Origin of the sequence: Marinimicrobium sp. UBA4209, assembly GCF_002381585.1 — a bacterium.
Lineage (GTDB): Bacteria > Pseudomonadota > Gammaproteobacteria > Pseudomonadales > Cellvibrionaceae > Marinimicrobium > Marinimicrobium koreense.
Genome location: NZ_DFTP01000043.1, coordinates 23,346 through 48,341, shown reverse-complemented (window position 1 = coordinate 48,341; position 24,996 = coordinate 23,346). Strand labels below are relative to the sequence as shown.

Genomic DNA, 24,996 nt, shown 5'->3' with positions numbered 1-24,996 from the left:
ATGTTGTCACGAGTTGCAGAACGTATTTACTGGATGAGCCGATACATGGAGCGCAGCGAAAACGTGGCGCGCCTGGTCAATGTCAACTCTCACCTGCTGATGGATCTGCCCCGGGGTATCCGGGTGGGCTGGGGCTCACTGATCAAAATCAGTGGCACCGGCGATTACTTCAATCGGGGCGATACCGAGGAAGCCGATGAGCGCACGGTGGTGCGCTTCATGCTGTCGGATCGCGACAATCCGGCCTCGCTGCTCAACTCACTGAGCTGGGCGCGGGAGAATGCGCGTATCACCCGGGAAATCATTCCCATGGAAGCCTGGGAGCTGATCAACAACCTGTATCTCGAGGTGAAGGACAATCTGTCCAAGTCGGTGGCCCGGCGCGAGCGCAACCGCGTGCTGCATACGGTCATTGCCAGCATTCAGCAGTTCACCGGTCTGCTGGCGGGCTGTATGAGTCACAACAGCGCCTATGACTTCATCCGCATCGGACGCAATCTGGAACGGGCCGATATGACCACCCGCATTGTCGATGCCGGCTCGGCGAACCTGTTGCCCCACCTCAGCGGTGAGGAAGATGTACTGGAGCCCTACGACAATATTCTCTGGATGAGTGTGTTGCGCTCGCTCAGCGCCTATCAGATGTACAGCCAGCATGTGCAGGACCGGGTGAACGCGGAGGATGTGGTGACCTTTCTGTTGCAGGACGGTATGTTTCCGCGTTCAGTGTCCCACAGCCTGGGTGAGCTGGAATCCTGCCTGCACAAGTTGCCCAACAGTGATGAAGCCCTGCGGGCGGTGACCGGCGTGCGCCGTCGCCTGCGCAGTGCCAACATCCCCGAGCTGCTCGAATCCGGCCTTCAGGAGTACGTCGACAACGTGCAACTGGAAGTGGCGGATATTCACCGGCAGATTGCCAATACCTGGTTCCTGCCTGTCGCCCCTCAGGCCCAGAGCCAATAACCCCTATGAAAGACTTCAAGTGCACCTGCGGCCAGCGCGTTTTCTTTGATAATAGCGAGTGCCTGAACTGCGGGCGCCTGCTGCGGTTTGATCCCGAGCGGCAGGATATGGTGGCGCTGATCCGCGAAGCCGACGGAGTGTTGGTGAGTGCCTCGGGCGAACGCTTTCACGACTGTCGCAATCACATCGAATATCAGAGCTGCAACTGGGTGCTGCCCGCCGGTGATCGTCACCGCTACTGTCGGTCCTGTCGATTGAACAAGATCGTACCGCACCTGGAACGCCCCGGGAATGTGCGCCACTGGGCCAAGCTGGAATCGGCCAAACGCCATCTGATCTACACCCTGATGCAGCTCGGGCTGCCGGTGCAGGGGCGTCATGAGGCGCCCAAAATCGGCCTGCAGTTCGCGTTCCTGGAGGACAGCCGCTCCAACGCCAATGTGCGTGAATCCTATGTGGCCACCGGCCACGCCATGGGGTTGATCACCCTGAACCTGGCCGAGGCGGACGATGCCTACCGGGAGCGGATTCGCCAGCAACTGGGGGAGTACTACCGGACCCTTCTCGGGCACTTTCGCCACGAGAGCGGTCACTATTACTACGACCTGCTGGTGCGGGGGACGGCCTGGGAGCAGGAGGTGATCGAGGTGTTTGGCAATCCCCACGTGGATTATCAGCAAGCGCTGAAAAGCCATTATAAGCAGGGGGGCAACCCGAATTGGCAGGGTACCCACATCAGCGCCTATGCCTGTTCACACCCGCTGGAGGATTGGGCCGAAACCTGGGCGCACTACCTGCACATGTGGGATACCCTGGACACCGCCCGGGCCTTTGGCTCCGCCCCCGTGGTGGCGACGGATTCGGTGGACGAGCTGGTCCAGAGCTGGGTGGAATTGACCGTGGTGCTCAACGCCCTGAATCGCAGCATGGGCCTGCCGGACGCCTATCCGTTCGTGCTGACCGACTCAGTGATCGCTAAGCTTCGTGTGATTCATCGGGTGATTGCGGCTGCCAGTCAATAGGCGGCAGTTGAACGAATGCCTCCACCAGGCGCGCATCCCAGGCTTTTTTCAGTTCCCGCAGATACTCATCGTCTTCATCGAAGCGGTTATGCTGACCGGTGAAGGAGTCCTTCTCGTAGCGCAGCAGCTCGATGGGAGGCCCCACCGTCAGGTTACTGCGCATGGTGGAGTCCATGGAGACCAGGGCGCACAGAGCGCTGGTGTCCAGGTCGGTCTTGGCGGTCAGGATACGGTCCAGAATCGGTTTGCCGTACTTGCTTTCCCCGATCTGCAGATAGCGGGTGTCTTTCGACGTGGTGATATGGTTGCCCGCCGGATACACCATCATCACCCGGGGCTTCTCGCCCTGGATCTGCCCGCCGATGATAAAGCTCGCCTCAAAGTTGGCGCTGGTGTTATCGGAGTGTTTTTCCTGCTGGGCGCGATTGACCTCACCCAGATATTCGGCGGCGTCGCTCATGGACTCAACCGTTTTCAGGCTCTGTTCGGCACCATCCTTTATGTCCCGCTTCAAGCGGGAAATCACTGCTTGGGTGGTGCCCAGGTTCCCGGCGGAGAGCACCACAAACTGACGTTCGCCCTCAATTCCGAAGCGGTACATCTTGCTGTAGGTGCTCACCTGGTCGACCCCGGCGTTGGTGCGTGAATCCGAACAGAACACCAATCCGTTCTCGACGTTGATGGCCAGGCAGTAGGTCATAGTTGGGCTCGCCCAGTAACTCAAAGGGCGCCTAGGTTAAGAGCAGTCATCCGGAGCGTCAAGGAGCGGGTGACCGAAGGGGTGGGTAACCGCTGTCAATTTGCCCGACGAGGCCCCGAATTCAGTGGTCCGACGCAGGTTTTGACGGGGAGGGTTTTGTCGAAGCGCTTTACAGGATTGGCGCCAAAAGCATTGTCGGAGGATGGGTGTTTGCGCGAAAAAATTTAACCTATTGTTTTTAAAGGGTTTTTTAATTCTGGCTCTTTCGTTGCATTAAATGCCATATTGGGATGGCGCTTAAACCCACCAAATATTGGCATATGACACGGATCTGGAATTATGAAAGACGGAATTCATTTCACACAGCGCTGGCTAAAGGGCCTCGCTATAGCTCTGCTGCTTGGCGCACCCCTGGCAAGCGCGGATCTGATTACCTTTGATGATCTGGACCCCTCAGAAGGCAGTGTGTCCGAACAAAGCTATGCGGGGTTCAACTGGGACAGTCGCTGGGGGCTGGGCGACTCCGGTATGTCGGGGTTCGGCGATGCGGCGCACAGTGGTAGCCAGTTTCTGTTCAATCAGGGGTTCGAAAGTAACCTGGAAATTACCCGCGATAATCCCTTTGATTTTATGGGGGCCTATTTCGCGTCGACCAGCAATTACAACAACATGTCGTTCTGGATTACCCTGGTGGCTTATGATGGTCAGGGCAATAAGGTCGGCGAGCTGGTCGACGCGCAGATCAACCCGGACTTCGAAAACCAGCCGCTCTGGATTGCGGCTGACTTTACCAATGTTTCCAGGCTGGTCGTTGACGCTGCCGGTGGCATCTTCGCCATGGACAGCCTGCAGTTCCAGGATACAGCCGTTTCGGTTAACGAGGCTGGTGGCTTCGTCTTGCTGCTGATCGGTCTCGGTGGCCTCTGGGCTGCCCGTCGCCGCGTCCATTAACCCCCGCCATGGGGCCAGATGATATACTGGCCCCATGACCGATACCTCCTCTTCATTTCGTCACCTTCCCCAATTCGATAACCGCTGGTTGAGGGCCTTGCCGGCCGACCCGGTGGCGGACAATGTGCCGCGCCCGGTGACCGGCGCCAGCTACAGCTGGGTTGCCCCGCGACGGGCCAGTAAACCGACTCTGGTTGCCTACGCCCGCGAAGTGGCCGATACGCTCGGGTTCCTGCCTGAAGACTGTGACAGCCAGGCGTTTGCCGAGGTGTTTGCCGGCAACGCGCTGTTGCCCGGTATGGAACCGCACTCCACCGTCTACGGTGGTCACCAGTTTGGTCACTGGGCCGGGCAGTTGGGTGATGGCCGGGCCATCAATCTGGGCGAGGTTCTGAACGAGGCGGGTGAGCACTGGACCCTGCAACTCAAGGGCGCCGGGCGCACGCCCTATTCCCGGGGCGCCGATGGTCTGGCGGTGCTGCGCTCCTCGGTGCGTGAGTTTCTCTGCAGTGAAGCCATGCACCATCTGGGCGTCCCGACCACCCGGGCACTGAGCCTGGTACTCACTGGCGATAAGGTTGAACGGGACATGTTCTACGACGGCAACGTCCAGTGGGAGCCCGGAGCGGTGGTCTGCCGTGTGGCCCCATCGTTTACCCGCTTCGGCCACTTTCAGCTGCATGCGGCCCGCGGGGAGCATGAGCTGCTCCAGCAATTGCTCGACGTGACGATACAGACTGACTTCCCTCACCTCGGCGCGCCGGGCCGTGACACCTACCTGCGATGGCTGGAAGAGGTGGCGGTGCGCACCGCCGAGATGGTGGCCCACTGGATGCGGGTGGGGTTTGTCCATGGCGTGATGAACACCGACAATCTGTCGGTACTGGGGCTGACCATCGACTATGGCCCCTATGGCTGGCTCGAAGGCTACGACCCGGACTGGACTCCCAACACCACCGACGCCCAGGGGCGTCGCTATCGATTCGGCGCTCAACCCCAGGTGGCACTGTGGAATCTCGCTCAGCTGGCCAATGCTATTCATCCTCTGATTGGCGAGGTAGAGCCCCTACAGGCGGTGCTGGATGTCTATCGCGAGGAATATCAGCGCTGCTGGCAGCGGGATATGACCGCAAAGCTGGGCCTGAGCCGCTGGGAGGATGGGGACTCGGTGCTGGTGTCTGAACTGCAGCAGGTATTGCAGAGCGCCGAGATCGATATGACGATTTTCTTCCGCCGCTTGGCGGATTTCCATCCGGATGGCGAGACTCCCGGAGAAGAGGCGGACAGCGCTCAGCTGCTGGAGCCGGTCCTGGAAGCCTACTACCAGCCACCGACCTTCGAAGCCGAGCACACCATGGCCGAATGGTTGCGTCGCTATCGGGACCGGTTGATTCAGGACCGGGTACTGCACGGTACCGAAGACGCTCAGCGGCGGGCCCTGATGAACCGCACCAACCCCAAGTACGTGCTGCGCAACTACATGGCCCAGCAGGCCATTGATCGGGCCGAAGCGGAGGATTTCAGTGAAATTCATCGGCTGCAGGAACTTCTGCGTCGACCCTACGACGAACAGCCAGAGAACGCCGCTTACTTTGCCCGCCGGCCCGAGTGGGCCCGGCGCAAGGCGGGCTGCTCCATGCTCTCCTGCAGCTCCTGATGATCTGAACAGTTAAAGGAAACGATCTATTTATGATGATTCTCGGAAAACTCATTGGCGGTGTGCTTGGCTGGTTTATGGGTGGCCCCTTGTTGGCTCTGCTGGGCTTGGTGGTGGGCCACCTTTTCGATAAGGGGTACAACCAGATTCAGGCGGAGGGCTCGCCCGAGCGGCGTCGGGAAATCGAACAGACTTTCTTCGAGACGGTGTTTCGCCTGCTGGGCCACCTGGCAAAGGCCGACGGTCGGGTGTCCGAATCCGAAATCAAGCAGACCGAAGCCTACATGAACGAGATGGGGCTTACCCCCGAGCATCGCCAGCAGGCGATCGCCTTGTTCAAGGAAGGCGTGGCGACGGAGTTTGACCCCGATGCCCAGGTGGCCCGGTTCCGGGAGGTCTGTGGCCGTCGCGCCAATCTGGTGCGGATGCTGCTGATCTACCTGGTCAACATTGCCCTGGCCGACGGCGAGCTGGATGAGCAGGAAGTCCAGGTGCTGCGTCAGATTGCCCTCGGGTTGGGCCTGTCCAGCGCCATGTTTGAGCAGTTGCTGCGGATGATCCAGGCCCAGAACAGCTTCAGTGGCCAGCAGCGCTATCAGGGTGGGGCCAGCGGACCGTCAGCCCGGGACCGGCTCAGGCAGGCCTATGATGCCTTGGGTGTCTCTCCCGAGGCGAGTGATGCCGAGGTGAAGAAAGCCTATCGGAAGTTGATGAGTGAGTATCACCCGGACAAGTTGATCGGGCAGGGGGTACCGGAGGACATGATCAAGGAGGCCACCGAGCGCTCCCAGGAAATCCGTACCGCCTATGATCTGATCAAGGAAGAGCGCGCCCGCGCCTGAAACCGCGCAGCAATAGCGCCCCGGACAGGGCCCAGAGAATCAGGGTCAGTAGCAGCAGGAGTGCGCCGATAAAACCGAACAGGTCCGGCGCCTTCATCAGTGTGGTCATCAGGGAGTCCTGGTAGTAGAAAAACCAGGGATGATCCTCGGGGAAGGCGTATTCGTGCAGCCAATAGAAGACCTTCACCGGGCCGATCACCCAGAGTGCGACACCGCCAACCGCCAGGCTGGCACCGGTCACCCACAATACCTTCCGCGGCCTGGGTGGTGTCAGCTGGCGCTGGCGCGCGTAGAGCACCAATACGACCAGTAATACCGCCGCCGTCAGGCCCGCCAGATAGTAGTGATCCACCAGCCGAGCCACATCCTGAAGGTGAATGACTTCGGGGAGGCGCATCAGCGTGGTGCTTTGGCCGTTGGGCAGGGTGTACTGAATCTCCGCCAGACCCTCGCCACTGCTCTGAATGCTGCGGGTGATTTCGCCGAACAGGCGCACATGCTCTTCCTGTGATGTCTCGCCAAACCCGGTTTTGTACCGGTTTTCCGGTCCGAAACGCTCGATGTGCTGATCAATTTCCAGGAGCGGGTAGGCCAGGGAAAACCCGAAGTCCACTTGAGCAAGCAGGTGCCAGGCCAGCAGACTGGCGGCCAGAAAGTGGCTGACAAACAGAAGTGGCCACAGCGCCAACCGGTTGAACCAGTGGCTGGATTGATGAAGCAGTGATGTCAGCATGGGCCTTCCTTTATTCGTGGAGGACCCATGATGCCAAGAGTCGAGAGATCCGGAAAGTCTTACTGTTTTGTCTGCTGCGGCTTATAGGAAAACTGCACCAGAATCAGGGCGGCAATGAGTACCCAGCCGGTGCCGCTGAAAATCTGAAGGGCGGTCAGATCCCGGTCGATCAGCACTCCGAACAGAAAGGGTGAGATGGCGGTAGAGATGATCATCAGGGAGCTCATCAGGGAGCGGATGGAGCCGAGCTTGGCAGTACCGTACACCTCGGCCCAGAGCGCACCCCCCACGGGACTGCCGGAGCCAATGGTCATGGCCAACAGCATCATGAACGGCGGCGCCACCCAGTTGCCTTTCAAGTATGCGAGTACAAATACCGCCCCGGTCAGGGGGACCAGGACAAAACGCAGCACCGTCTGGGCACTGAAGCGATCAATCAGAATGCCGGTGACCAGTTGCGCCACCCAGTGGGTGACGCCGTAAATAATGAAACAGCTGGCCAGCCAGGCGGCCGACCAGTCTTTCTCGGCCAGAATAAAACCCTGCTGGATGAAAATGCCGGTCACCATAAACGGACCGCCCAGCACCGTGGGCAGAGCCAGCCAGAACCGGTAATCCTTGAGCATGTCCCGCCGCCCGGCGCTGCGTTTGAGTACCTCAGCGTCCGCAGTGGCGGGGCGGCTGCGGGTGTCCACCGGGGCCTGTTTGAGCAGCCAGAGCATGAGGGGAATGTAGAGCACCACGGTCAGCAGGGCGATGACGCCCCAACTGCCCCGCCAGCCGATCAGAGTGATCAGTGCCACTGCCGCAATGGGCAGAATCACCTCGCCGACCGGTACGCCGCTGGCCGAGACGCTCAATGCCTTGCCCCGGTCCCGGTCGAAATAGCGGGCCATGGTGGTCTGTGCGGTGTGGGGCAGCAGCCCCTGGCCGCAAAAACGCAGAAGAAACAGTCCGAGTAACAACAGCAGGGGGTGATAGGCCAGCGCCATCACGATGCCGGCTAGCGTGAGCCCCACGGCAGAAAGGGAGGCAAAGAAACGCAATGGCAGCCGGTCAATCAGCCCCCCGAACACCATGATCAGCAGGCCGCTGGTCAGTGTGGCAATGGAATACAGGGACCCGTACCGACCGGCGGACAGCCCCAGAGACTCCTGAATGGGCGTACCGTACCAGCTGATGAAAAACGACTGCCCGAAGTTACCCCAGAAAATACTGATAAACCCAAACGCCAACAGTGGCCAGGACTGGGCGATAAAACGAAAATAATTCTGCACAGTACCCTCTCGGTCTTCAGCAGGTGATCGACTTTAGCGGATGAGCAACCGTTTGAGCGTGCTCTGATAGAGCGCGGTCAGGGTGTCCAGATCTTCCGCTTTAACACACTCGTCCACCTTGTGAATGGTGTCATTGCGCGGACCGAGTTCGACCACCTGGGCCCCGGTAGGTGCGATAAAACGCCCATCCGAGGTGCCGCCGGCGGTGGAGAGTATCGGCTTCTGCCCGGTGTGCTGTTCTACCGCTTTGACGACGGCGTCGACCAGCTCGCCCTCGGCGGTCAGGAAGGGTTGACCACTGAGTTTCCAGTCGAGCTCGTAATTCAGCTGGTGTTTATTCAGGATCGTTTCGGTGCGTTCACGCAACTGCGTTTCGGTCACTTCCGTGGAAAAGCGGAAATTGAACACCACTTCGACGTCGCCGGGGATCACATTGGTGGCCCCGGTGCCGCCGTTGATATTGGAAATCTGGAAGCTGGTGGCGGGAAAGAATTCGTTGCCCTGATCCCACTCCTGTGCCGCCAGCTCGGCGAGCGCCGGGGCGGCTTTGTGAATCGGGTTGTCGGCCAGGTGAGGGTAGGCCACATGCCCCTGAACGCCTTTGACTCGCAGGATGCCACCAAGGGAACCCCGGCGACCGTTCTTGATCACATCGCCCACCCGGTCGGTACTGGAGGGCTCACCCACGATGCACCAGTCGATTTTCTCCTGGCGGGCTTCCAGCCACTCCACCACTTTCACAGTGCCGTTCACCGAGGGGCCTTCCTCATCGCTGGTGATCAGAAAACCGATCCGGCCCTGATGATCTGGATGCTCCGCCACAAATTGCTCGCAGGCCACAACCATGGAGGCCAGAGAGCCTTTCATATCCGCCGCGCCCCGACCGTACAGCATGCCGTATTCGACCACCGGTTCGAACGGGGGATGTTGCCACTGACCTTCCGGGCCGGTGGGCACCACATCGGTGTGCCCGGCAAAGGCCAGCAGTGGCCCGTCGGTGCCCCGGGTGGCCCAGAAGTTGTCCACCTCTTCAAACCGCAACCGTTCCACCTGAAAGCCGATGGCCTCCAGGCGCTGGATCATCAGGTCCTGACAGCCGGCGTCGTCGGGGGTGACCGAGCGACGGCGGATCAGGTCGTGGGCGAGTTGGAGTGTGGGGGTCATAGCAGGTCTCTTGGGGTGTCGGCGGATGCGGCTTTTGGGAACGGCGGATGCGGCCTTTGGCCTCCGAGGCGTCGGACCGATCCGCCCCACGGATATTGCCGTGGTTTGCGTAGGGCGGATAAGCGCTTTGCGCGCATCCGCCGTAACCTAACCTAACTTAATTGTTAACGTGCAACGACTCGTTCAACTGCACCGCGGTCTTGTTGGTCACACATTCGACCCGACCGGTCAGGGAGTTGCGACGGAACAACAGGCCGGACTGGTTGGCCAGTTCCCGGGCTTTGACGGTGTTCACCTCATTGCCCTGATCGTCCAGGACTACCACCTTGGTGCCCGCGGTGATGTACAGACCGGATTCGATGGTGCAGCGATCGCCCAACGGAATGCCCGTGCCGGCATTGGCGCCCAACAGGCACTCCTTGCCGATGGAAATGATGATGTTGCCGCCGCCGGACAGGGTGCCCATGGTCGAGCTGCCGCCGCCGAGATCGGAGCCGGACTCGACAAACACGCCAGCGGAGATACGACCTTCGATCATGCCGGGGCCGGCAGTGCCCGCATTAAAGTTCACAAAGCCTTCGTGCATGATGGTGGTACCTTCACCCAGGTAGGCACCCAGGCGAACCCGGGCGGTGTGGGCAATCCGCACGCCTTTGGGCACCACGTAATTGGTCATTTTCGGGAACTTGTCCACGCAGGCCACTTCCAGCAGATCACCAGCCAAGCGGGCCTGGAGTTGACGCTCCGGCAGTTCGTCCAGATCCACCGCGCCCTGATTGGTCCAGGCAACGTTGGGCAGGCAACCAAACAGACCGGTCAGGTCGGTACCGTGAGGTTTGACCAGTCGATGGGAAATCAGGTGCAGCTTCAGGTAACCCTCGGGCACCGACTTCGGCGCGCTGTCTTCGGCCAGCAGCGTCGCGACCAGCGGACGCTTGCTGTGAATGAAGGAGCGGGCAATGGCCGCCTGGGCATCGTCTCCGGCCTGCTCAAGCGCCTCAGCCAGGCCCTGCATCTTGTCGACGTCCAGCTCGATCACTTGGTTGCCGCCCTGATAGTTCAGCGCCTGGGCCACGGCGGAAGCGGTGGCCTCGGCCGGGTTGAGCAGAGGCTGAGGGTAGAAAACTTCCAACCACTCGTTGTTCAGATTCTGGGTGCCGACACCAAGGCCGAGGCTGTACAGTTGAGTCATGGTCATGTCCTGTGGGTCATTACGTTAATACGGAAATTGAAAGAAACGCGATGCAGTGCGAGAGGCCCGCTCAGTGGGCCAACCAGGCGGTGTAATCGTCTGCCTTGAACCCCACGTGGCGGGCATCCCCGGTATCAAGCAGCGGACGCTTGATCAGGGTGGGGTTCTCGAGAATCACCGCAGCCGCATTGTCAGCGGTCATTTGCTCCCGGGTGGCTTCGTCCAGCGCTTTCCAGCTGGTACTGCGTTTGTTCACCAGGTCCATTCCCAGCTCGCTCAGCCAGCCGGTGACTTGGGCTTCGGTCAGCCCGTCGGAGCGTAGATCGTGAAACCGGTAGTCCACGCCCTGGTCGTCCAGCCAACGGCGGGCTTTCTTGACGGTGTCGCAGTTTTTGATGCCGTAGAGGGTAATCGCTGCCATGAAATGTTCACCGGTTTTGCAAAACCGGCAATTGTAGCAAATTTTAAGGTGGGTTTGGCGGGATTGCGGCCTTTTATGCACCCAGCGCCTTGTGAATCAGACGCCCCATCGGCTCCGACAACGGCAGCTTCAGTGCCGCCTCATGGCCCTTCTCCGACATCTTGTTCCAGGTCTTCTGGATGATATCGATCAGCTTTTCCTCATTGTGCTTCTGGGCGAAGTCTTCCAGGTAGTGACTGAGAAAAACCAGGCAGATCACATCCTCCAGAGTCTGCACCTCCGGATCGCGCTTGAGGTTGCGTTTGATCAGCATATCCTGCACCCGGCGGATGGTCTCTTCATCGTAGCCGTGCTCCGCCATGATCTGACCGGCCACCCGGCCGTGGTGCAGGGCGAGCTGGCTGCGCCACTTTTTATAACCGGCCCGGCCGTCGGGGTAGTCGCTGCGTGGACTCTCCCAGCGGCGAATGTGCTGGCAGCGCGCGGCCAGTTGCAGGGGTTCCGAAGCATCCGGACAGAAGACGTTGAGAGTTTCGGTCATGCGTCGGCCGTACAGCCACTCTTTGGGGTGGCTCTCCCCCTGATCCGTTTCCCGGTTCGGGTCTTCGGCGTTGGCGGCGTCGAACGCGGCCAGAGTCTGATCGAGTCGGGTCTGTGAATCGGGCATGGGGCGAGTCAGTCCTGTGGGGTTGATCGGCAAACGGTGTCAGTGGCGCTGGCTGGCCAGTTGGCGCAGTTGCTCCATATCCAGAATATGGATTTCTTTTTTGTCGACAGACAGCACTTTCTGCTGCTGCAGGCGACTGAACACCCGGCTGATGGTCTCGATGGTCAGCCCGAGAAAGTTACCAATATCCGTTCGTGACATGGGCAGTCGGAAGGCGGTGGGCGACAGCTTGCGGCGCTGATGGCGGCTGGAGAGACTCAGCAGCAGGGTGGCTACCCGCTCTTCAGCGCTGCTTTTGCTCAGCAGGCTGATCAGCTGCTGATCCTGGGTGATCTCCCGGCTGAGCAGTTGAAAGACATTGCGCTGCAGAGAAGGGATTTTGAGGCTCAAATCCTCCACCTGTTCAAAGGGGATTTCACAGATGGACGAGGTTTCCAGCGCGACCACGGTGTTGGTATACCGGTTATCGGCGATGCCGTCGAGGCCCACCAGTTCGCCGGGCAAGTAGAAGCCGGTGACCTGTTCTTCACCCTGTTCGTTGAGGGTGGAGGCCTTGACCGCACCGGAGCGGATTGCGAACAAGGCGTCGAACGGGTCTTCGGCTCGATAGAGATGTTCGCCCTTGTGAAGGGGGCGGCCGCGTTGGACGATCCGGTTGAGCTGATCGACGTCATCCAGATGCAGGCTCAGCGGCAGGCACAGAGTGTTCAGACGACAGGTGCCGCAGGAGGTCTGGGGGTCGTGGCTGCAGTTGGTTTCAGAGGTGCTGATCCGGATCATGGCATCTTCCATAAAGGTCGTGAGGCTATTGTTGCAGCTTTGTCTGGCAGGGTAAAGGTGTTGCACCGGTGGGCTCTTTACAGGGGCTCTGCAACGAGTATATAGTCATTTTTGCTGGCCAATCGCCGCATTATTTATGGTTACACCGTCGTACTAACAAGGTCGTCCTGTACACGCTTCAGGCCTGTTTTTAGCACCACGTTTTGTCAGTCATAAGTAAGTGAACTGTGCCAGCGGGTTGTCCCGCGTTCGGAGTCATGTGGTACCGGTGCGGATTTCATTCGACTCAGCAAAACGTTAAGGTTAAGACTATGTCCAGAAGTACAGGTGTTGTTAAGTGGTTCAACGAATCCAAAGGTTTTGGTTTTATTGAGCAGGAAGGCGGCCAGGATGTGTTTGTGCACTACAGTGCTATCACCGGTACCGGCTTCAAGACGTTGGCAGAAGGCCAGCGCGTGGAATTTGATGTGAAAGACGGCCAGAAAGGCCCTCAGGCGGATAATGTCGTTGGGCTCTGAGCTCACCGATGACGCCGTATAAGAAAGCCGCGCAGAATGTGCGGCTTTTTTTATACGCGGCTATCCGCGGTTTGGGACCACTAGGGCTCGGGACTCAAGGAGAGCCGATAAAGTGTAGGCCACAGCTTTCCCGTCACCCAGAACTGGTTATGCTCGGCGTCGTAGGCGATACCGTTGAGCACTGCTCCGGACGTCTCGGGCTGCGCTGTGCGTACCAGCTCGGCCAGATCCAGAGAGCCGATCACCCGGCCATTGTCGGGATCAATCTGGATCAGGCGATCTGAATACCAGATATTGGCCCAGATGGCGCCATCGACGTATTCCAGTTCATTCAGGCGTGTGACTGCCTTGCCGTTTTCGGTAACGGTGATTTGACGTTGTACGCTGAAGTCCTCTGGTGCATGGAAATAAAGCTGGGCGCTGCCGTCGGAGCGGATCAGGTGTTCGCCGTCATTGGTCAGGCCCCACCCCTCGCCGGAATAGCTCATCTCTCGCAGAGGTTCAAGTGTGCCCGCGTCGTAAACCAGTAGTGTTTTTTCCCGCCAGGTCAGCAGGTAGAGTTCATTGTTCAGTTCCGTCAGCCCTTCGGCAAAGTAGCGTGCGGCCAGAGGCCGTTCACGCTCGACCTGCCGACCGTTGTCCTGATAGATGACCAGGCGAGATTGGCCGTATTGGCCCCCGCTTTCATAGAACCGTGAACCACGCTTGAGTAATCCCTGGGTAAACAGGGTGGGGTCGTGGGGTTGCTCTGCCTCGATCTGGAACTGGTACTGAAGAATGTCGCGAGGGCCGGTGTCGGCGCAGGCGACCAGGGACATCATCAGACCGCTAAGCCACAGCATCTGGCCGCACCCGCGGATGAGCGTGTTGAAAGCACCGGAAGATTGTGTCATAAGCGTGGTCCTGGACAGTGAGGGCTCTATGGTAATCAACGGGAAGGCATTTATGAAACGTTGGCAGTCGTTTGTGGGATTGACGCTACTGGGTGGCTTGATGGTGGCGCTGCCCATTGCGATCTTCATCTTTATCCTGCAGTGGCTGCTGGGGCTGGTGACCGCCGTGATTGCCCCGATCAGCGCCTGGCTGGCCAGTTGGGCGCCATTGGCGGAGCAGGTGGCCGACCTGCTCGGCATCGTGTTGGTGCTGGGCGCCTTTTTCCTGATCGGCCTGGCGGTCAAAACCAGCATTGGCCGCTGGATACACAACCGGGTGGATCAGTGGCTCACGCGCTTTGCACCCGGTTACAGCACCATCCGGGAAGTGGTCATGCAGTTTCTCGGCGGTGAAAACAATACCTCGCTACTGCGTGGCCAGGTGTGCCGCGCCTACATCATGGGGCGTCAGAACCCGGTGTCGGTGACCGCCATTGTGACGGCGCGGCACAGCAATGGCGATTGCACCGTGTATGTGCCGACGGCGCCGATTCCTTCGTCGGGGTTTGTCTATCACCTGACCGAAGACTGTGTGGAGTTGCTGCCACACATCAGTGTCGAGGCGGCCATGCGCACGGTAATTTCCTGTGGTAGCGGCTCCCAGATCATCAGTGACCCGCCGGAGCCCGCCCCCGAGCAGCCAGCGGCGTCCACTGACCAGCCTTGAGTCCCGCTTTCGGTGAGCTGAAGGATCAAATCTTGTTGCGCATCAGATCCCGGATCAGAAAACGCGCCGGGTGCAGCGCCTGAATCAGCTCGCGGTCCAGCGGCATGGGCTCCCGTTCGATGTGGGCGACCAGCAGCTCGGCGCTCAGCGGGGTGTAGCACAACCCGCGGGACCCGTGGCCGACATTGATGAACAGACCGTCGTGGTAGCGCCCCGGACGGGGAATGTTCAGTCGGGCGTCCTTGCGTAGCGGCGCAAAGTCCTCCAGAAACGCGGCCCGGTCCGGGGCGGGACCCACCAGGGGCAGATAGTCCGGCGTGGTGCAGCGAAACGCAACGCGTCCCCCGAGTGAGGCCAATGGTTGATCCGCAAAGAGGTTGGCGATCTCGGGGCCAAATTGCGCCAGTTGTTCCAGATTCTGCTGTTGATCCCGTTCCGTTATCGCCGTATCGGTGTCGTGCAGATTGAACGTGGCCCCAAGGCAGTGCTGGGCGCCGTCTGAGGGAGCGAGGTAGCCATCGCCACACAGTGCCGCTTTCAGCTGCCGGCTCCGGTCTGTGGCGTTCACTTGGGTAATCTGTCCGCGAATGGCTTTCAGGGGCAGGGCGGCGGTTTGGGAAAAACGTCGCACCGCCCGGGCGTTTGCCAATACCGCGATGCGGGCCCGGTGCTCGCGGTTGTTCAGGTCCCGGGCGCTCCAGAGTTCTCCCTGCCGGCTGAGCTCGGTGATCGTGGTCTCGCCTCCCAGAGTGATATTGGGGTGGTCGAGTAGTGCTTCACACAGCGTCGCCGGACTCAACCATCCCGCCTGGGGAAAGTAGAGGGCAGGCTGGGGGACTGGCAGGCCGGCGAGCTCGCCCGCTTCGGCGGCACTAACTGGGCGGACCAGCTCTGGCGTAGCCTCGTAACGCTGGGCAATTTGGGTCTGTAATTGACGCTCTTTGTCAGTGGTGGCGACCTGCAGTAATCCGCACGCGGCGCCGTTTGGCCAGTAGGGCCGATAAAAACGCTGGGCGAAGCTCAGACTCAGCACATTGAAACGTGCCAGAGGCGAGTTCTTGGGGGAAAGTTTGGCGTATAGCAGCCCCTGGGGGTTGCCGGAGGCTTCCTGCGCGGCACGGGGGTGTTGCTCCAGAACGGTCACCTGCCAGCCCCGTTCGGCCAGCGCCCGCGCGCTGTGACAGCCCGCCAATCCGGCCCCGACAATCAGCGCCGTGCGCGGCGCATCGGGCCCAAGCCCCGGGCGGGAGGGTAGAGCCCAGGGCAGGGCGGGTTTTTTGCGGTTAAGGCGGTGGGGGGCTGAGGCCTGTGAGGCGGGTGTCTGGGGTACCGCTGCCGGTTGCTGCTCTGAATACTGAGCGGTGAGCATTTCCCGCTTGCGGCCGAAGCCGGGCACTTTCTCCGGCGTGAAGCCCGCAGCGGCCAGGCCGCGCCGGACCACTCCAGCGGCGGTGAAGGTGGCCAGGGTGGTGCCGGGCCGGCTCAGATGAGCCAGGGTAGTGAACAGTTCCGGAGTCCACATATCGGCATTCTTGGCCGGTGCGAAGCCATCCAGAAACCAGGCGTCCAGGGCTGGGCCAGAGTGGATGAAATCAGGGTGATCGCTGCTCAGTAGCTGGGCCAAGCCACTCTGGGCATCATCAAATATCAGTGTCAGGATCACTCGCCCCCGGTCCAGATGTAACCGGTGGAACGCCGGGCCCACGGTGGGTGGGTATTGATCGATCAGTTCATTGGCGAGCGCCCTGAGTTCGGGCCACAGGCTCAGGGCCCGTTGCAGGTCGTCTCGCTGCAGGGGAAAACGGTCCACGCTGATAAAGTGCAGGCGGGCATCGTCAGGGGCCGTTTGTCGCCAGAGTTGCCAGGCAGCCAGAAAATTGAGGCCCGAGCCGAAGCCGGTTTCGCCAATGGCGAAGCGGCGTTCAGTCACGGGCTGTTCGTGCAGAGCCTGGAAGCGCTCGGCCAGACGGTTGTGGTGCAGGAAGACATGACGGGTTTCGGCCAGTCCGTCGGTGCGGGAGAAATACACGTCGTCGAACCGGGTGGAGATTGGCTGACCCGCCTCATCCCATTGCAGGTGAGCGGTTTCCAGGTTCTGATCCGGCCCCGGAGTGCCGGTCTCCGGGGCGTCGCTCACAGGCCGAACTCCCGGGTAATCTGTTCGCACCAGCGTGCGATGCGCTCGTCGGTCAGATCGAACTCATTCTCTTCATCCAGTGCCAGCCCCACAAACTGATCGCCCTCGGGGGTGAGTGCCTGAGAGGCCTCAAATTCGTAGCCCTCCCGGGGCCAGTAGCCGCAGGGGCGGGCGCCCCGGGCCAGCAGTTGCGCGTGCAGGTAGCCCATGGCGTCGAGAAACCATTCGGGGTAACCGATCTGATCCCCCAGTCCGTAGAGCGCCACCGCTTTACCGCGCAGGTCCAGCTCCGCCAGCTCTTCCCAGATCTCCTCCCAGTCTTCCTGCAACTCCCCGTAATCCCAGGTCGGGATGCCGAAAATCAGGTAGTCGTAAAACTGGGCGGTGATGACCGGTTCATCGGCAATGTTGAACATATCCACCCGGTCTTCACCCAGTACCGCGCGGATTTTTTCGCCCGCCATTTCGGTGTAGCAGGTGGAGCTGCCATAAAACAGCCCGATGGCGGCACGGCTCATGACGGTGCTCCATCCGGCAGGAGCGTCGCCCACTGCTCAAGCCATTCCCGGGCGGACTCTTCGGGGTCGTCGCCGCTGCAGGCGTCCAGCACCAGAGGCTCGCCGATTCGCTGCGCGCCGAGGTCGGCGAATGCATCGTCGATGGCTTGGCCGGCTTCACCGAAGGTGGTGTAGCTGCTGTCGCCGAGATTGATCAGGCCGTACTGGCGCCCGGCAATGGCGGGATACTCGCGGGTCATCTGAACGTACAGCGGCTGCAGGTTGTCCGGCAGGTCGCCGGCGCCGGTGTTGGAGGTACAGATGAGTAAAATTTCATCGGGGCTTCGGACCAGGTCTTCCACCTGAGCAAAGTTGTTGATGCTGATCTGGTGGCCTTTGCGTTGCAGTTCCTCTGCTGCGAGCTCGGCGATGCCTTCGGCATTGCCGGTGACACTACCCACCAATATCTGGATTTGACTCATGAGTCCCCTTGCTAATCAACTGTGGTACGAATGCTGGATCAGGCTGGCGCCCTTTGAGCAGGGCATGATACCAGCCTGTTGGAGTTGGCGTCAGCGGTGGCTGCCGGGAAACCCCAATTGACGCCAGGCCTCATAGGCCACTACGGACACCGCATTGGAAAGGTTCATACTGCGACTGTCGGCCACCATGGGGATGCGCAGTAGATGGTCCGGGCCCAGCTCGTCCCGAATGGACGCGGGTAGCCCTCGGGTTTCCGGGCCGAACAGCAGGTAGTCCCCCGCTTCGAACGTCGTTTCACTCGGGTAACGGTGGCCTTTGGTGCTGAGTCCGAACAGTCGCGCCGGTTGCGCCTGCTCCAGGAAGCTGGGCCAATCCGGATAGGTTTTCAGGGACTGCCACTCACCGTAGTCCAGTCCCGCGCGGCGTAGCCGTTTGTCATCGAGCACAAAACCCAAGGGTTCAATCAGGTGCAGGTGAAAGCCGGTATTCGCCGCCAGACGAATAATATTGCCGGTGTTGGGCGGTATTTCCGGTTCAAATAAAACAATATGGAACATTGGTTTTCAGCCGATTTCGTGTACTATTGTGCGCAAGATCCGGGCCTCGTGACGCTGGTTATAACAAAAAGAAATATAAAGCGTCTTCAAGGCGAGATTTTCTTGGCGATTGTGTGGTTCGCCGGGACTTAGTGCGCTCGATGCGTCATAATACCAGCGTTCAGGCATGTTTATTGCCTCTGTCAACAATAACTCGGGAAGCCCAGGTGGCCAGCCGTTGAGCTTATTTCGTAAACGACCATCCAGTACAGGTACAGTTGGCGTCCAATTCAACGAGGGCGGGGTTTCGCTCGTCTGCGCCGAGGCCCATCCCATTGAGACTCATGCCGGTGAGGGCGAAACGGCCCGACCTTTTCTCCAGGCCGCTGAGTGGCTCCCCGAGAGCGATAGCCAGCGTCAAGGTCGGCTGCTCGAGGAGCGTGTGGAGCAGTTGGGGTTGCGCCGTAAAGCCTGTCACCTGGTGTTGGGGCGGGAAGACTACAATCTGCTCCTGGTTGAGGCTCCGGCCGTGCCGACCTCGGAGCTGCGCGAGGCCCTGCGTTGGCGAATTCGCGACCTGATTGACTTTCCCGCCGACCAGGCGGTACTGGATGCCTTTCTGTTGCCGGAGGATCGCAGCCGCGGCGGGAAGCGCATGGCCTATGTTGCGGTGGCCCATCGCCATCTGATTGAACAGCGTATCGCTCAGGTGGCGGACGCCCGGCTGGATCTCCAGGTGATCGATATTCCGGAGTTGGCGTTGCGCAACCTGGTGTATCGGTTGTGCGACACGGCCCGGGGGGTGGCGCTGGTCAAGCTGGGCGGTGGCACCGGCAGTCTGCATATCGTCCGCGGTGACGACCTGCACCTGGCCCGCCGCTTTAATGTGCCCTATGAAGGTGGGCTGCTGGAAGATCTGCCGGAGGATGTCCTGTTACTGGAAATCCAACGCTCCCTGGATTACTTCGAACGCCAGATGCGCCAGCCGCCGCCCGGCCAGATCTGTCTGATCGGGGAAAACCTCAGCCCTGATAAAATCACTGAATCACTGACCAATGGCTTGCCGATGCCGGTTTCGTTGCTGGACATCGAGTCGTCGCTGACACTGGGCGATCAGGTTCAGTCTCACACCCTGACGCTGTGCCTAGCCGCCATCGGCGCCGCGCTGCGACTCACGGAGGGGGACTGATGCAACAGGTCAATCTGTATTTGCCGGAGTTTCACCCCCGTCGGGTGTGGTTGAGCCTGAACCAGATGATCGCCGCGATCGCGGTGGTTCTGGTGTTGATTATCGGCCTGTCGCTGTGGAGTGCGGCGTACACCGATTCGCTCCAGGCCCGCTTGACGGATGAACGCGCGCAGTTGGAGACATTACAACAACAGGTGCAGCGGCTCATGGCCGAACTGCCCGCCCGTCGCGGTGCGACGGTGGAAGAGCAGGTGGCCCGTTTGCGTCAGGAAATTCAGCGGCGGGAGCAGATTCTGCGCCTGATGTCCCAGCAGAATCTCGGCAACGCCGAGGGGTTTTCCGGGCAACTGTTGAGCCTGTCCCGCCATGCCATGGATGATCTGGCGCTGGCGGAGTTTTCGCTGCAATCCGGGGGGCAGTACGTCGAGCTGGCCGGCCGGGTGCGCAAGCCGGAACAGGTGCCGCTGTATCTACAGCAGTTGCGTCAGGATGAGAGCTTCGCCAGCGTGTCATTCGGCGTACTGGAAGTGGCGCGGGAGCCGGATGACCGGGGACCGGGGTTGATATTTTCGGTGCAGCGCGCCGAGGCCGACGAGACCAACGCACGGGGAGGGCGATCGCGTGACTGATTGGCAGCAGAGTTGGCAGCGCTGGGCCGAGCGGGTGGAGGCCTATTCCCTGCGTGAGCGGGTACTGCTCTTGCTATGCCTGATCGCGGTGTTGATCGGGTTCTGGCAATGGTTGATTGAGTTGCCTCAGGAGCGTCAGCGCGAGCAGATTGAACAGCAGCGCACCGCCGTCGCAAACGATCGGGATGCCCAGCAGGCACAGCTGGCCGCCCTGATGAGCACCGAGGCGGACAACCGACCCGCAAGGGAGTTGGAGCAACTGCAGCGGACACTGGATGAGCTGGATGCGAGTCTGGCGAGCCTTTCCCAGGGGTTGGTCAGTGCGGATCAACTGCCGCAGATTCTTCAGGAAGTGTTGATTTCCACCACCGAGCTGCAGCTGCGACGGGTGCGCACGCTTCCCGTTGAGGAACTGCCGTTGACCAAGGCCGCAGATGGCACTGAAGCGGCGGAACCGGTTGAAACGGCGACCGGTGTTTTTCGACACAGTGTCGAGCTTGATGTCAGCGGTGACTTCTTTGAAGTGTTGAGTTTCCTGCGCCGGCTCGAAGGGCTGCCCTGGCGGTTCTACTGGGATCGTCTGGATTACGAAGTGATGGACTACCCGGTGGGCGATATTCGATTGCGGGTTTATACCCTGAGTGCCGAGGAGGGTCTGCTCGGTGTCTAGATTATTGTGCATTGCCTGTCTGATCGGGTGGTCGGCGCTGGTGTGGGCGGACAGTCAGCGCGACCCCACTCGCCCCCTGGATTACCGGGCCAGCCGCGAGTCGGTGTCCCTGACGCTGAACGCAATCATGGCGGGCGACTCGCGCCGCCTGGCGATCATCAACGGACAGTCCCTGACGGCGGGCGAGATGATTGCCAACACCGGGGGGGTACGCCTGCTGCAAGTTGAATCCCATTCAGTGATTGTCGGTCAGAGCGGCCGGCAGTGGCGTTTGAATTTGAACGATGAATCCGTACGTCGAACGAGGCCCGCGGAGCAATGAGGCAAACGATTATGGATCCGCATTTTCTGAGAAGAACGATGCACACCGCCGCCGCGCTGATGGCGGTCGTCCTGGTGACGGCCTGTGTTGGGCCGCGCGATTCGCAGTTGGCGGCTGAGCGTGAAATGAGTGAGGTGGCCGAGGCGCAGCGTGAGCAGGCTCAGACGGTACCCGAGGAAGTGAGCCAGGCACTGGTTCCAGAGCGCCGTCGCAGCGAGGAGGTGGCTCCGGAGCGGTTTGATGTCAGAGTGCGCAATGTACCCGCCAAGGCGTTTTTTCTCGGGCTGGTGCAGGACTCAGACACCAACATTGTGGTGCACCCCGATGTCAGTGGCAGTCTCTCGCTGGAGTTGAAAGGAGTCACGGTGGATGAAGTGCTGGAAGTGGCACGGGACATTTACGGTTATGACTACCGGCGTTCGGGCAATATCTACACGGTGTATCCCAACGAGCTTCAGACTCAGGTGTTCCATGTGAACTACCTGGATGTTCAGCGGGTGGGGGTGTCGGACACCAACCTGTCGATCGGTCGCAGTGAATCATCAAACAATAACCGCAACAATCGCGGTTCCGGCAATAATTCGGGCAGCGGCGATGACAGTGCCAACCTGCTGGGCCTGCTCGCCGGTGAAGACGGCAGTTCGACCAATGGGTCTGAGGTGTCCCCGGGGGCGCGGGTGCAGACCATGAACCGCACCGATTTCTGGCAATCGCTGCGCCAGTCGGTGTCCGCCATTGTCGGCGGTGAGGGTGGCGACAAGATGGTGATGGTCAGCCCCCAGGCCGGTATGGTGGTGGTCAAGGCCATGCCTCATGAGCTGAATGCGGTGCGGGAATTTCTGGAGCGTTCCGAGCTGAGCGTAAGGCGTCAGGTGATTCTGGAAGCGAAGATTCTGGAGGTCCGTCTGAACGAAGGGTTCCAGGCGGGGATCAACTGGGGCGTCATCAGCGGGCAGTTGGACTACGGCTATAATCGGCTGCGCTCGACCAGCTACTCGGAGCAGGATTCGGCCGTCACCACCATTCCGCCGGGAAGCAGTTCCCGTCAGATTTCCGGGTTGGAAGAACTGCAACGCGGTACTGAAAACCTGTTTACCTCCGTCCTGCAGGTGGGTGATGTAACCGAGCTGCTCGACTTGCTGGAAACTCAGGGCAGCGTGCAGGTCCTGTCCAGCCCCAGAGTGTCCACGGTGAACAACCAGAAAGCGCTGATTCGAGTGGGCTCCGATGAATACTTTGTGACCGGTATCTCCAATAACACCACCTCGAATGTGGCGTCGGTGACCAGCACGCCCAATATCGAACTGTCGTCCTTCTTCAGTGGTATTGCCCTGGATGTGACCCCGCAAATCGCCGACAGCGGCGAGGTGATCCTGCACATTCATCCGGTGGTCAGTGAAGTGAATGACCAACTGAAAGTGTTTACCGTCGGTAGCGAGGAGTTCGCCTTGCCTCTGGCACAACGGGGTATTCGCGAGTCGGACAGCATTGTCCGGGCGCGCAGCGGCCAGGTGGTGGTGCTGGGTGGCCTGATGCAGGAGGATACCCGGGACACCGATGGCAAGCGGCCGGTGTTGGGCGATATTCCACTGCTCAACAGCCTGTTCAAAACCCAGGGGCGTAGCCGCCAGAAAACCGAACTGGTGATTCTGTTGCGTCCGGTGGTGGTAGATGATGGCACCTGGCAGGACGAACTCGATCGCAGTCGCAATCGCATGCAACAGATGGGCGATGGTTATCGCGACCTCTGGGAGCAATAGCGCGGAGCCGGTCATGTACCAGGACTACTTCGGGCTGCGGGAGATGCCGTTTTCCCTCACCCCCGATACCCAGTTCTTCTTCGACAGCGCCGCCCATCGGGCGGTGCTCAATACGGTATTGCTGGCCCTGCGACACAGCGAAGGGTTCATCAAAATCGTCGGGGAAGTGGGCACCGGTAAAACCCTGTTGTGCCGCAAGCTGCTGGCCAGCCTGGGGCCGGAGTTTCTTACCGCGTACATTCCCAACCCCTACCTGACGCCGGACGAACTGAAAGGCTTCCTGGCCCAGGAAATCGGTGTGCCGTCCTCGCCCGATATGCCCGCCTATCAACTGCTGAATGAGATCTACGCCCGGCTGGTGGCACTCGCCGCGGAGAAACGGCGCGTGGTACTGGTGGTGGATGAAGCCCAGGCCATGCCCCGGGAGACCATCGAAGCCTTGCGTCTGCTGACCAATCTGGAAACGGAAAAAAGCAAACTGTTGCAGGTGGTTCTGTTGGGGCAGCCCGAGTTGGAAGATGTGCTCAATCGCAGCGACTTGCGTCAGTTGAAACAGCGAATCGTGTTTTCGGAAACCCTCGGTACCATCGATCGCCGCACCCTGGCCGACTATCTCGATTTTCGTCTGCAGTCCGCCGGTTATCGGGGGTGCTCGCTGTTTACCCGGGGCGCGGTCCGGCTGATGCATCGCGCATCCGGGGGAATTCCCCGGTTGATCAATGTGCTCGCCCACAAGGCGTTGTTGGTCAGCTTCGGTCAGGGACGTTCCATGGTAGGTCGGGCGCAGGTGGCCAGGGCCGTGAAGGATACCACCGAAAGTCGTCGGCTGGGGCGCTGGCTGTCCGTCACGCCTTTTGGTTGGACTCCCTGGTTGGCGGTCTCCTTGTTGTTGGTGGGCGTGGGGCTCTGGTGGTACGGGGGCACGACGTGAGTCTGATGAATGACATGCTGCGCGACCTGGATCGACGGGGCGGTACCTCCCCGAACCCGGCCGGCCCATCGACGCACCGCACTCAGCCAATGCAATCGCGCTATTTTGTTGGTGCGGGTCTGGCCGTTCTCGTGGCACTGGTCATAGCCGCACTGGTGTTTTGGTCACTGGTTGGAGCGGGCGGTGAAGGCAGTGCGCCGATGACAGAACAACCGATGCCAGCAATCGATTCTGCGCCGGTGGCTGAATCCACAGTCGCTGAGCCGGAGCCCCGCATGCCGGCAACACTGGACGTAGAGGCGGCATTGAGTCAACCGTTGACTCAGGAACCCGTTGAGGCGGTTCCAGATGAGTCGCAGGACTCCGGCTTCTCAGAGGATCTTCAGCTGCTGCTCGACAAGGCTCGCCAGGCCCGGGACCGGGACCGGTTGACGCGCCCGGCGGGAGACAATGCGTATGAATATTATCAGCAAGTGTTAGCCCTCAGTGCTGATCATCCGGAGGCGCTCGCCGGGCTGGCGGCGATTGCCCAGCGTTATCGGGAGCTGGCTGAAGCGGCCATGGACCGGGAGGCTCTGGATGAGGCCCAGCAATTTCTGCGTCGGGCTCGTTCGGTCGATCCGCAGTTGTCGGGGATGCAGAACAGCGAAGCCCGATTGGAGACACTGCGAAATCGTTCGCAAAGCGAAGGTACGGAGCCGGAAACCGAGAAGGCGGCAGACGCCTCCTCGCTCAATGTACAACTCGATCTTGCCAGCGAAGATCGACGGCGCGCGCAACAGGCGCGCCAGTGGTGGTCTCGGGATCAGCGTAGCCGGGCCCGGCATTTTCTGGAGCAGACGCTCGCTCAGTGGCCGGAAGATAGGGTGCCGCCGACGGTGAGCACCGTGGCATTGGTGGAGTTCTACCTGCAAGAGAGTAACGACTCACAGGCAGAGCAACTGTTGAACGAATCACGGGCATTGTCCGATGATGAACACGCGCGCCTGGGCGCTGAGCTCTGGTCTCTACGTGGAGATAATGCCCGGGCGCTGGCACTATTGGAGAACGCGGCGGAACATGCTGAGGGCAATGAGCCTTACCGCGCTTTGTGGGCGCGCCTGAATTATGAGCAGGGGCGACACGAGCAAGCGGCCAATCATTACCGGCAGTTACTGAATGACTTTGGCGCACAGCCGGCCTACTGGTTGGGGCTGGGGCTGGCGGAAGATGCCCGCCAGCGAGCGGCGGCGGCACTGCAAGCCTTCGAACAGGCGCTGGCCAGTGGCGCTTACGATGGCCGTGAGTCCATTCGCCGGTACCTGGAGGGGCGTGTCGACGCACTGGCCCGTCGAACCGAAAACCGGGAACCCTGAT

The 24,996-nt window shown here is 60.4% G+C and carries 27 protein-coding genes; 14 read left to right on the top strand and 13 right to left on the bottom strand.

What is annotated here, in order from left to right; genetic code table 11:
- Together B3187_RS06000 and B3187_RS05995 are read left to right on the top strand one after the other, a co-directional pair.
- Entirely contained in the window at positions 1-963 is a 963-nt protein-coding gene (locus B3187_RS06000; RefSeq protein WP_024460698.1) for an alpha-E domain-containing protein, read from the top strand.
- 5 nt (positions 964-968) lie between these two features.
- On the top strand, positions 969-1,985 hold the full coding sequence (locus B3187_RS05995) for a zinc-binding metallopeptidase family protein (protein WP_286805104.1): 1,017 nt from the start codon (positions 969-971) through the stop codon (positions 1,983-1,985).
- On the opposite strand, the gene B3187_RS05990 is transcribed toward B3187_RS05995, so the two are convergent.
- Positions 1,939-2,685, bottom strand: coding sequence for a peptidase (locus B3187_RS05990; RefSeq protein ID WP_123637792.1), 747 nt, complete (start codon positions 2,683-2,685; stop codon positions 1,939-1,941). The genes B3187_RS05995 and B3187_RS05990 overlap by 47 nt on opposite strands.
- 339 nt (positions 2,686-3,024) lie before the next feature.
- Between B3187_RS05990 and B3187_RS05985 the strand changes: the two genes are divergently transcribed.
- The 3 genes from B3187_RS05985 to djlA are packed head-to-tail and all read left to right on the top strand — an operon-like array spanning position 3,025 to position 6,135.
- Entirely contained in the window at positions 3,025-3,636 is a 612-nt protein-coding gene (locus B3187_RS05985) for a hypothetical protein (protein WP_123637791.1), read from the top strand.
- A 34-nt stretch (positions 3,637-3,670) separates the two neighbouring features.
- Positions 3,671-5,293: a protein adenylyltransferase SelO gene (locus B3187_RS05980; RefSeq protein ID WP_286805101.1), complete on the top strand. Its 1,623-nt coding sequence runs from the start codon at positions 3,671-3,673 to the stop codon at positions 5,291-5,293.
- Between the two features lie 35 nt (positions 5,294-5,328).
- Positions 5,329-6,135, top strand: a complete 807-nt coding sequence (djlA, locus tag B3187_RS05975) for a co-chaperone DjlA (RefSeq protein ID WP_246004425.1) — start codon at positions 5,329-5,331, stop codon at positions 6,133-6,135.
- On the opposite strand, the gene B3187_RS05970 is transcribed toward djlA, so the two are convergent.
- The 7 genes from B3187_RS05970 to fnr all read right to left on the bottom strand — a co-directional run bounded on the left by B3187_RS05970 (position 6,110) and on the right by fnr (position 12,369).
- Positions 6,110-6,868, bottom strand: coding sequence for a DUF1461 domain-containing protein (locus tag B3187_RS05970; protein WP_123637789.1), 759 nt, complete (start codon positions 6,866-6,868; stop codon positions 6,110-6,112). The two genes, djlA and B3187_RS05970, sit on opposite strands and share 26 nt — an antisense overlap.
- A 59-nt stretch (positions 6,869-6,927) precedes the next feature.
- Entirely contained in the window at positions 6,928-8,145 is a 1,218-nt protein-coding gene (locus tag B3187_RS05965; protein WP_286805100.1) for an MFS transporter, read from the bottom strand.
- A gap of 33 nt (positions 8,146-8,178) precedes the next feature.
- On the bottom strand, positions 8,179-9,309 hold the full coding sequence (dapE, locus tag B3187_RS05960) for a succinyl-diaminopimelate desuccinylase (protein WP_286805098.1): 1,131 nt from the start codon (positions 9,307-9,309) through the stop codon (positions 8,179-8,181).
- Positions 9,310-9,466: 157 nt separating this feature from the next.
- Complete coding sequence (gene dapD, locus B3187_RS05955; RefSeq protein ID WP_123637786.1) at positions 9,467-10,501, bottom strand: 2,3,4,5-tetrahydropyridine-2,6-dicarboxylate N-succinyltransferase; 1,035 nt, start codon at positions 10,499-10,501, stop codon at positions 9,467-9,469.
- Between the two features lie 70 nt (positions 10,502-10,571).
- Positions 10,572-10,922 carry an ArsC family reductase gene (locus tag B3187_RS05950; RefSeq protein ID WP_123637785.1) on the bottom strand — a complete coding sequence of 117 codons (351 nt, stop codon included), beginning with the start codon at positions 10,920-10,922 and terminating at the stop codon, positions 10,572-10,574.
- 73 nt (positions 10,923-10,995) lie between these two features.
- On the bottom strand, positions 10,996-11,589 hold the full coding sequence (locus B3187_RS05945) for a DUF4202 domain-containing protein (RefSeq protein WP_123637784.1): 594 nt from the start codon (positions 11,587-11,589) through the stop codon (positions 10,996-10,998).
- 39 nt (positions 11,590-11,628) lie between these two features.
- Entirely contained in the window at positions 11,629-12,369 is a 741-nt protein-coding gene (gene fnr / locus B3187_RS05940) for a fumarate/nitrate reduction transcriptional regulator Fnr (protein WP_246004352.1), read from the bottom strand.
- A 311-nt stretch (positions 12,370-12,680) separates the two neighbouring features.
- Between fnr and B3187_RS05935 the strand changes: the two genes are divergently transcribed.
- Positions 12,681-12,887: a cold-shock protein gene (locus B3187_RS05935; RefSeq protein WP_024460685.1), complete on the top strand. Its 207-nt coding sequence runs from the start codon at positions 12,681-12,683 to the stop codon at positions 12,885-12,887.
- An 80-nt stretch (positions 12,888-12,967) separates the two neighbouring features.
- On the opposite strand, the gene B3187_RS05930 is transcribed toward B3187_RS05935, so the two are convergent.
- Positions 12,968-13,780 carry a glutaminyl-peptide cyclotransferase gene (locus B3187_RS05930; protein ID WP_286805096.1) on the bottom strand — a complete coding sequence of 271 codons (813 nt, stop codon included), beginning with the start codon at positions 13,778-13,780 and terminating at the stop codon, positions 12,968-12,970.
- Positions 13,781-13,832: 52 nt separating this feature from the next.
- Between B3187_RS05930 and B3187_RS05925 the strand changes: the two genes are divergently transcribed.
- Positions 13,833-14,486, top strand: a complete 654-nt coding sequence (locus B3187_RS05925; protein ID WP_123637781.1) for a DUF502 domain-containing protein — start codon at positions 13,833-13,835, stop codon at positions 14,484-14,486.
- Between the two features lie 25 nt (positions 14,487-14,511).
- Here B3187_RS05925 and mnmC read toward each other — a convergent pair whose 3' ends face one another.
- From mnmC to trmL, 4 genes are all read right to left on the bottom strand, one after another.
- A complete protein-coding gene (gene mnmC, locus B3187_RS05920; RefSeq protein WP_286805094.1) occupies positions 14,512-16,623 on the bottom strand; it encodes a bifunctional tRNA (5-methylaminomethyl-2-thiouridine)(34)-methyltransferase MnmD/FAD-dependent 5-carboxymethylaminomethyl-2-thiouridine(34) oxidoreductase MnmC in 2,112 nt (703 codons plus the stop codon).
- Positions 16,620-17,141: a flavodoxin FldB gene (gene fldB, locus B3187_RS05915; RefSeq protein WP_123637779.1), complete on the bottom strand. Its 522-nt coding sequence runs from the start codon at positions 17,139-17,141 to the stop codon at positions 16,620-16,622. The genes mnmC and fldB overlap by 4 nt, the downstream gene beginning before the upstream one ends.
- Positions 17,138-17,602 carry a flavodoxin domain-containing protein gene (locus B3187_RS05910; RefSeq protein ID WP_123637778.1) on the bottom strand — a complete coding sequence of 155 codons (465 nt, stop codon included), beginning with the start codon at positions 17,600-17,602 and terminating at the stop codon, positions 17,138-17,140. The genes fldB and B3187_RS05910 overlap by 4 nt, the downstream gene beginning before the upstream one ends.
- Positions 17,603-17,692: 90 nt before the next feature.
- Positions 17,693-18,160: a tRNA (uridine(34)/cytosine(34)/5-carboxymethylaminomethyluridine(34)-2'-O)-methyltransferase TrmL gene (trmL, locus tag B3187_RS05905; RefSeq protein ID WP_286805090.1), complete on the bottom strand. Its 468-nt coding sequence runs from the start codon at positions 18,158-18,160 to the stop codon at positions 17,693-17,695.
- 217 nt (positions 18,161-18,377) lie between these two features.
- Between trmL and B3187_RS05900 the strand changes: the two genes are divergently transcribed.
- From B3187_RS05900 to B3187_RS05870, 7 genes are all read left to right on the top strand, one after another.
- Positions 18,378-19,328: an MSHA biogenesis protein MshI gene (locus B3187_RS05900; RefSeq protein WP_286805089.1), complete on the top strand. Its 951-nt coding sequence runs from the start codon at positions 18,378-18,380 to the stop codon at positions 19,326-19,328.
- Entirely contained in the window at positions 19,328-19,957 is a 630-nt protein-coding gene (locus B3187_RS05895; protein ID WP_286805088.1) for a hypothetical protein, read from the top strand. The genes B3187_RS05900 and B3187_RS05895 overlap by 1 nt, the downstream gene beginning before the upstream one ends.
- On the top strand, positions 19,950-20,627 hold the full coding sequence (locus B3187_RS05890; RefSeq protein WP_286805087.1) for a hypothetical protein: 678 nt from the start codon (positions 19,950-19,952) through the stop codon (positions 20,625-20,627). The genes B3187_RS05895 and B3187_RS05890 overlap by 8 nt, the downstream gene beginning before the upstream one ends.
- Positions 20,620-20,949, top strand: a complete 330-nt coding sequence (locus B3187_RS05885) for a hypothetical protein (protein WP_123637773.1) — start codon at positions 20,620-20,622, stop codon at positions 20,947-20,949. Before B3187_RS05890 ends, B3187_RS05885 begins: the two co-directional genes overlap by 8 nt.
- Positions 20,950-20,960: 11 nt before the next feature.
- Positions 20,961-22,709, top strand: coding sequence for a pilus (MSHA type) biogenesis protein MshL (gene mshL / locus B3187_RS05880; RefSeq protein ID WP_286805085.1), 1,749 nt, complete (start codon positions 20,961-20,963; stop codon positions 22,707-22,709).
- Positions 22,710-22,722: 13 nt separating this feature from the next.
- Positions 22,723-23,640 (top strand): ExeA family protein, encoded by a 918-nt coding sequence (locus B3187_RS05875; protein WP_286805083.1) that lies wholly within the window; start codon positions 22,723-22,725, stop codon positions 23,638-23,640.
- A 275-nt stretch (positions 23,641-23,915) separates the two neighbouring features.
- Positions 23,916-24,995: a hypothetical protein gene (locus tag B3187_RS05870; RefSeq protein WP_286805082.1), complete on the top strand. Its 1,080-nt coding sequence runs from the start codon at positions 23,916-23,918 to the stop codon at positions 24,993-24,995.
- Position 24,996: the final 1 nt, after the last annotated feature.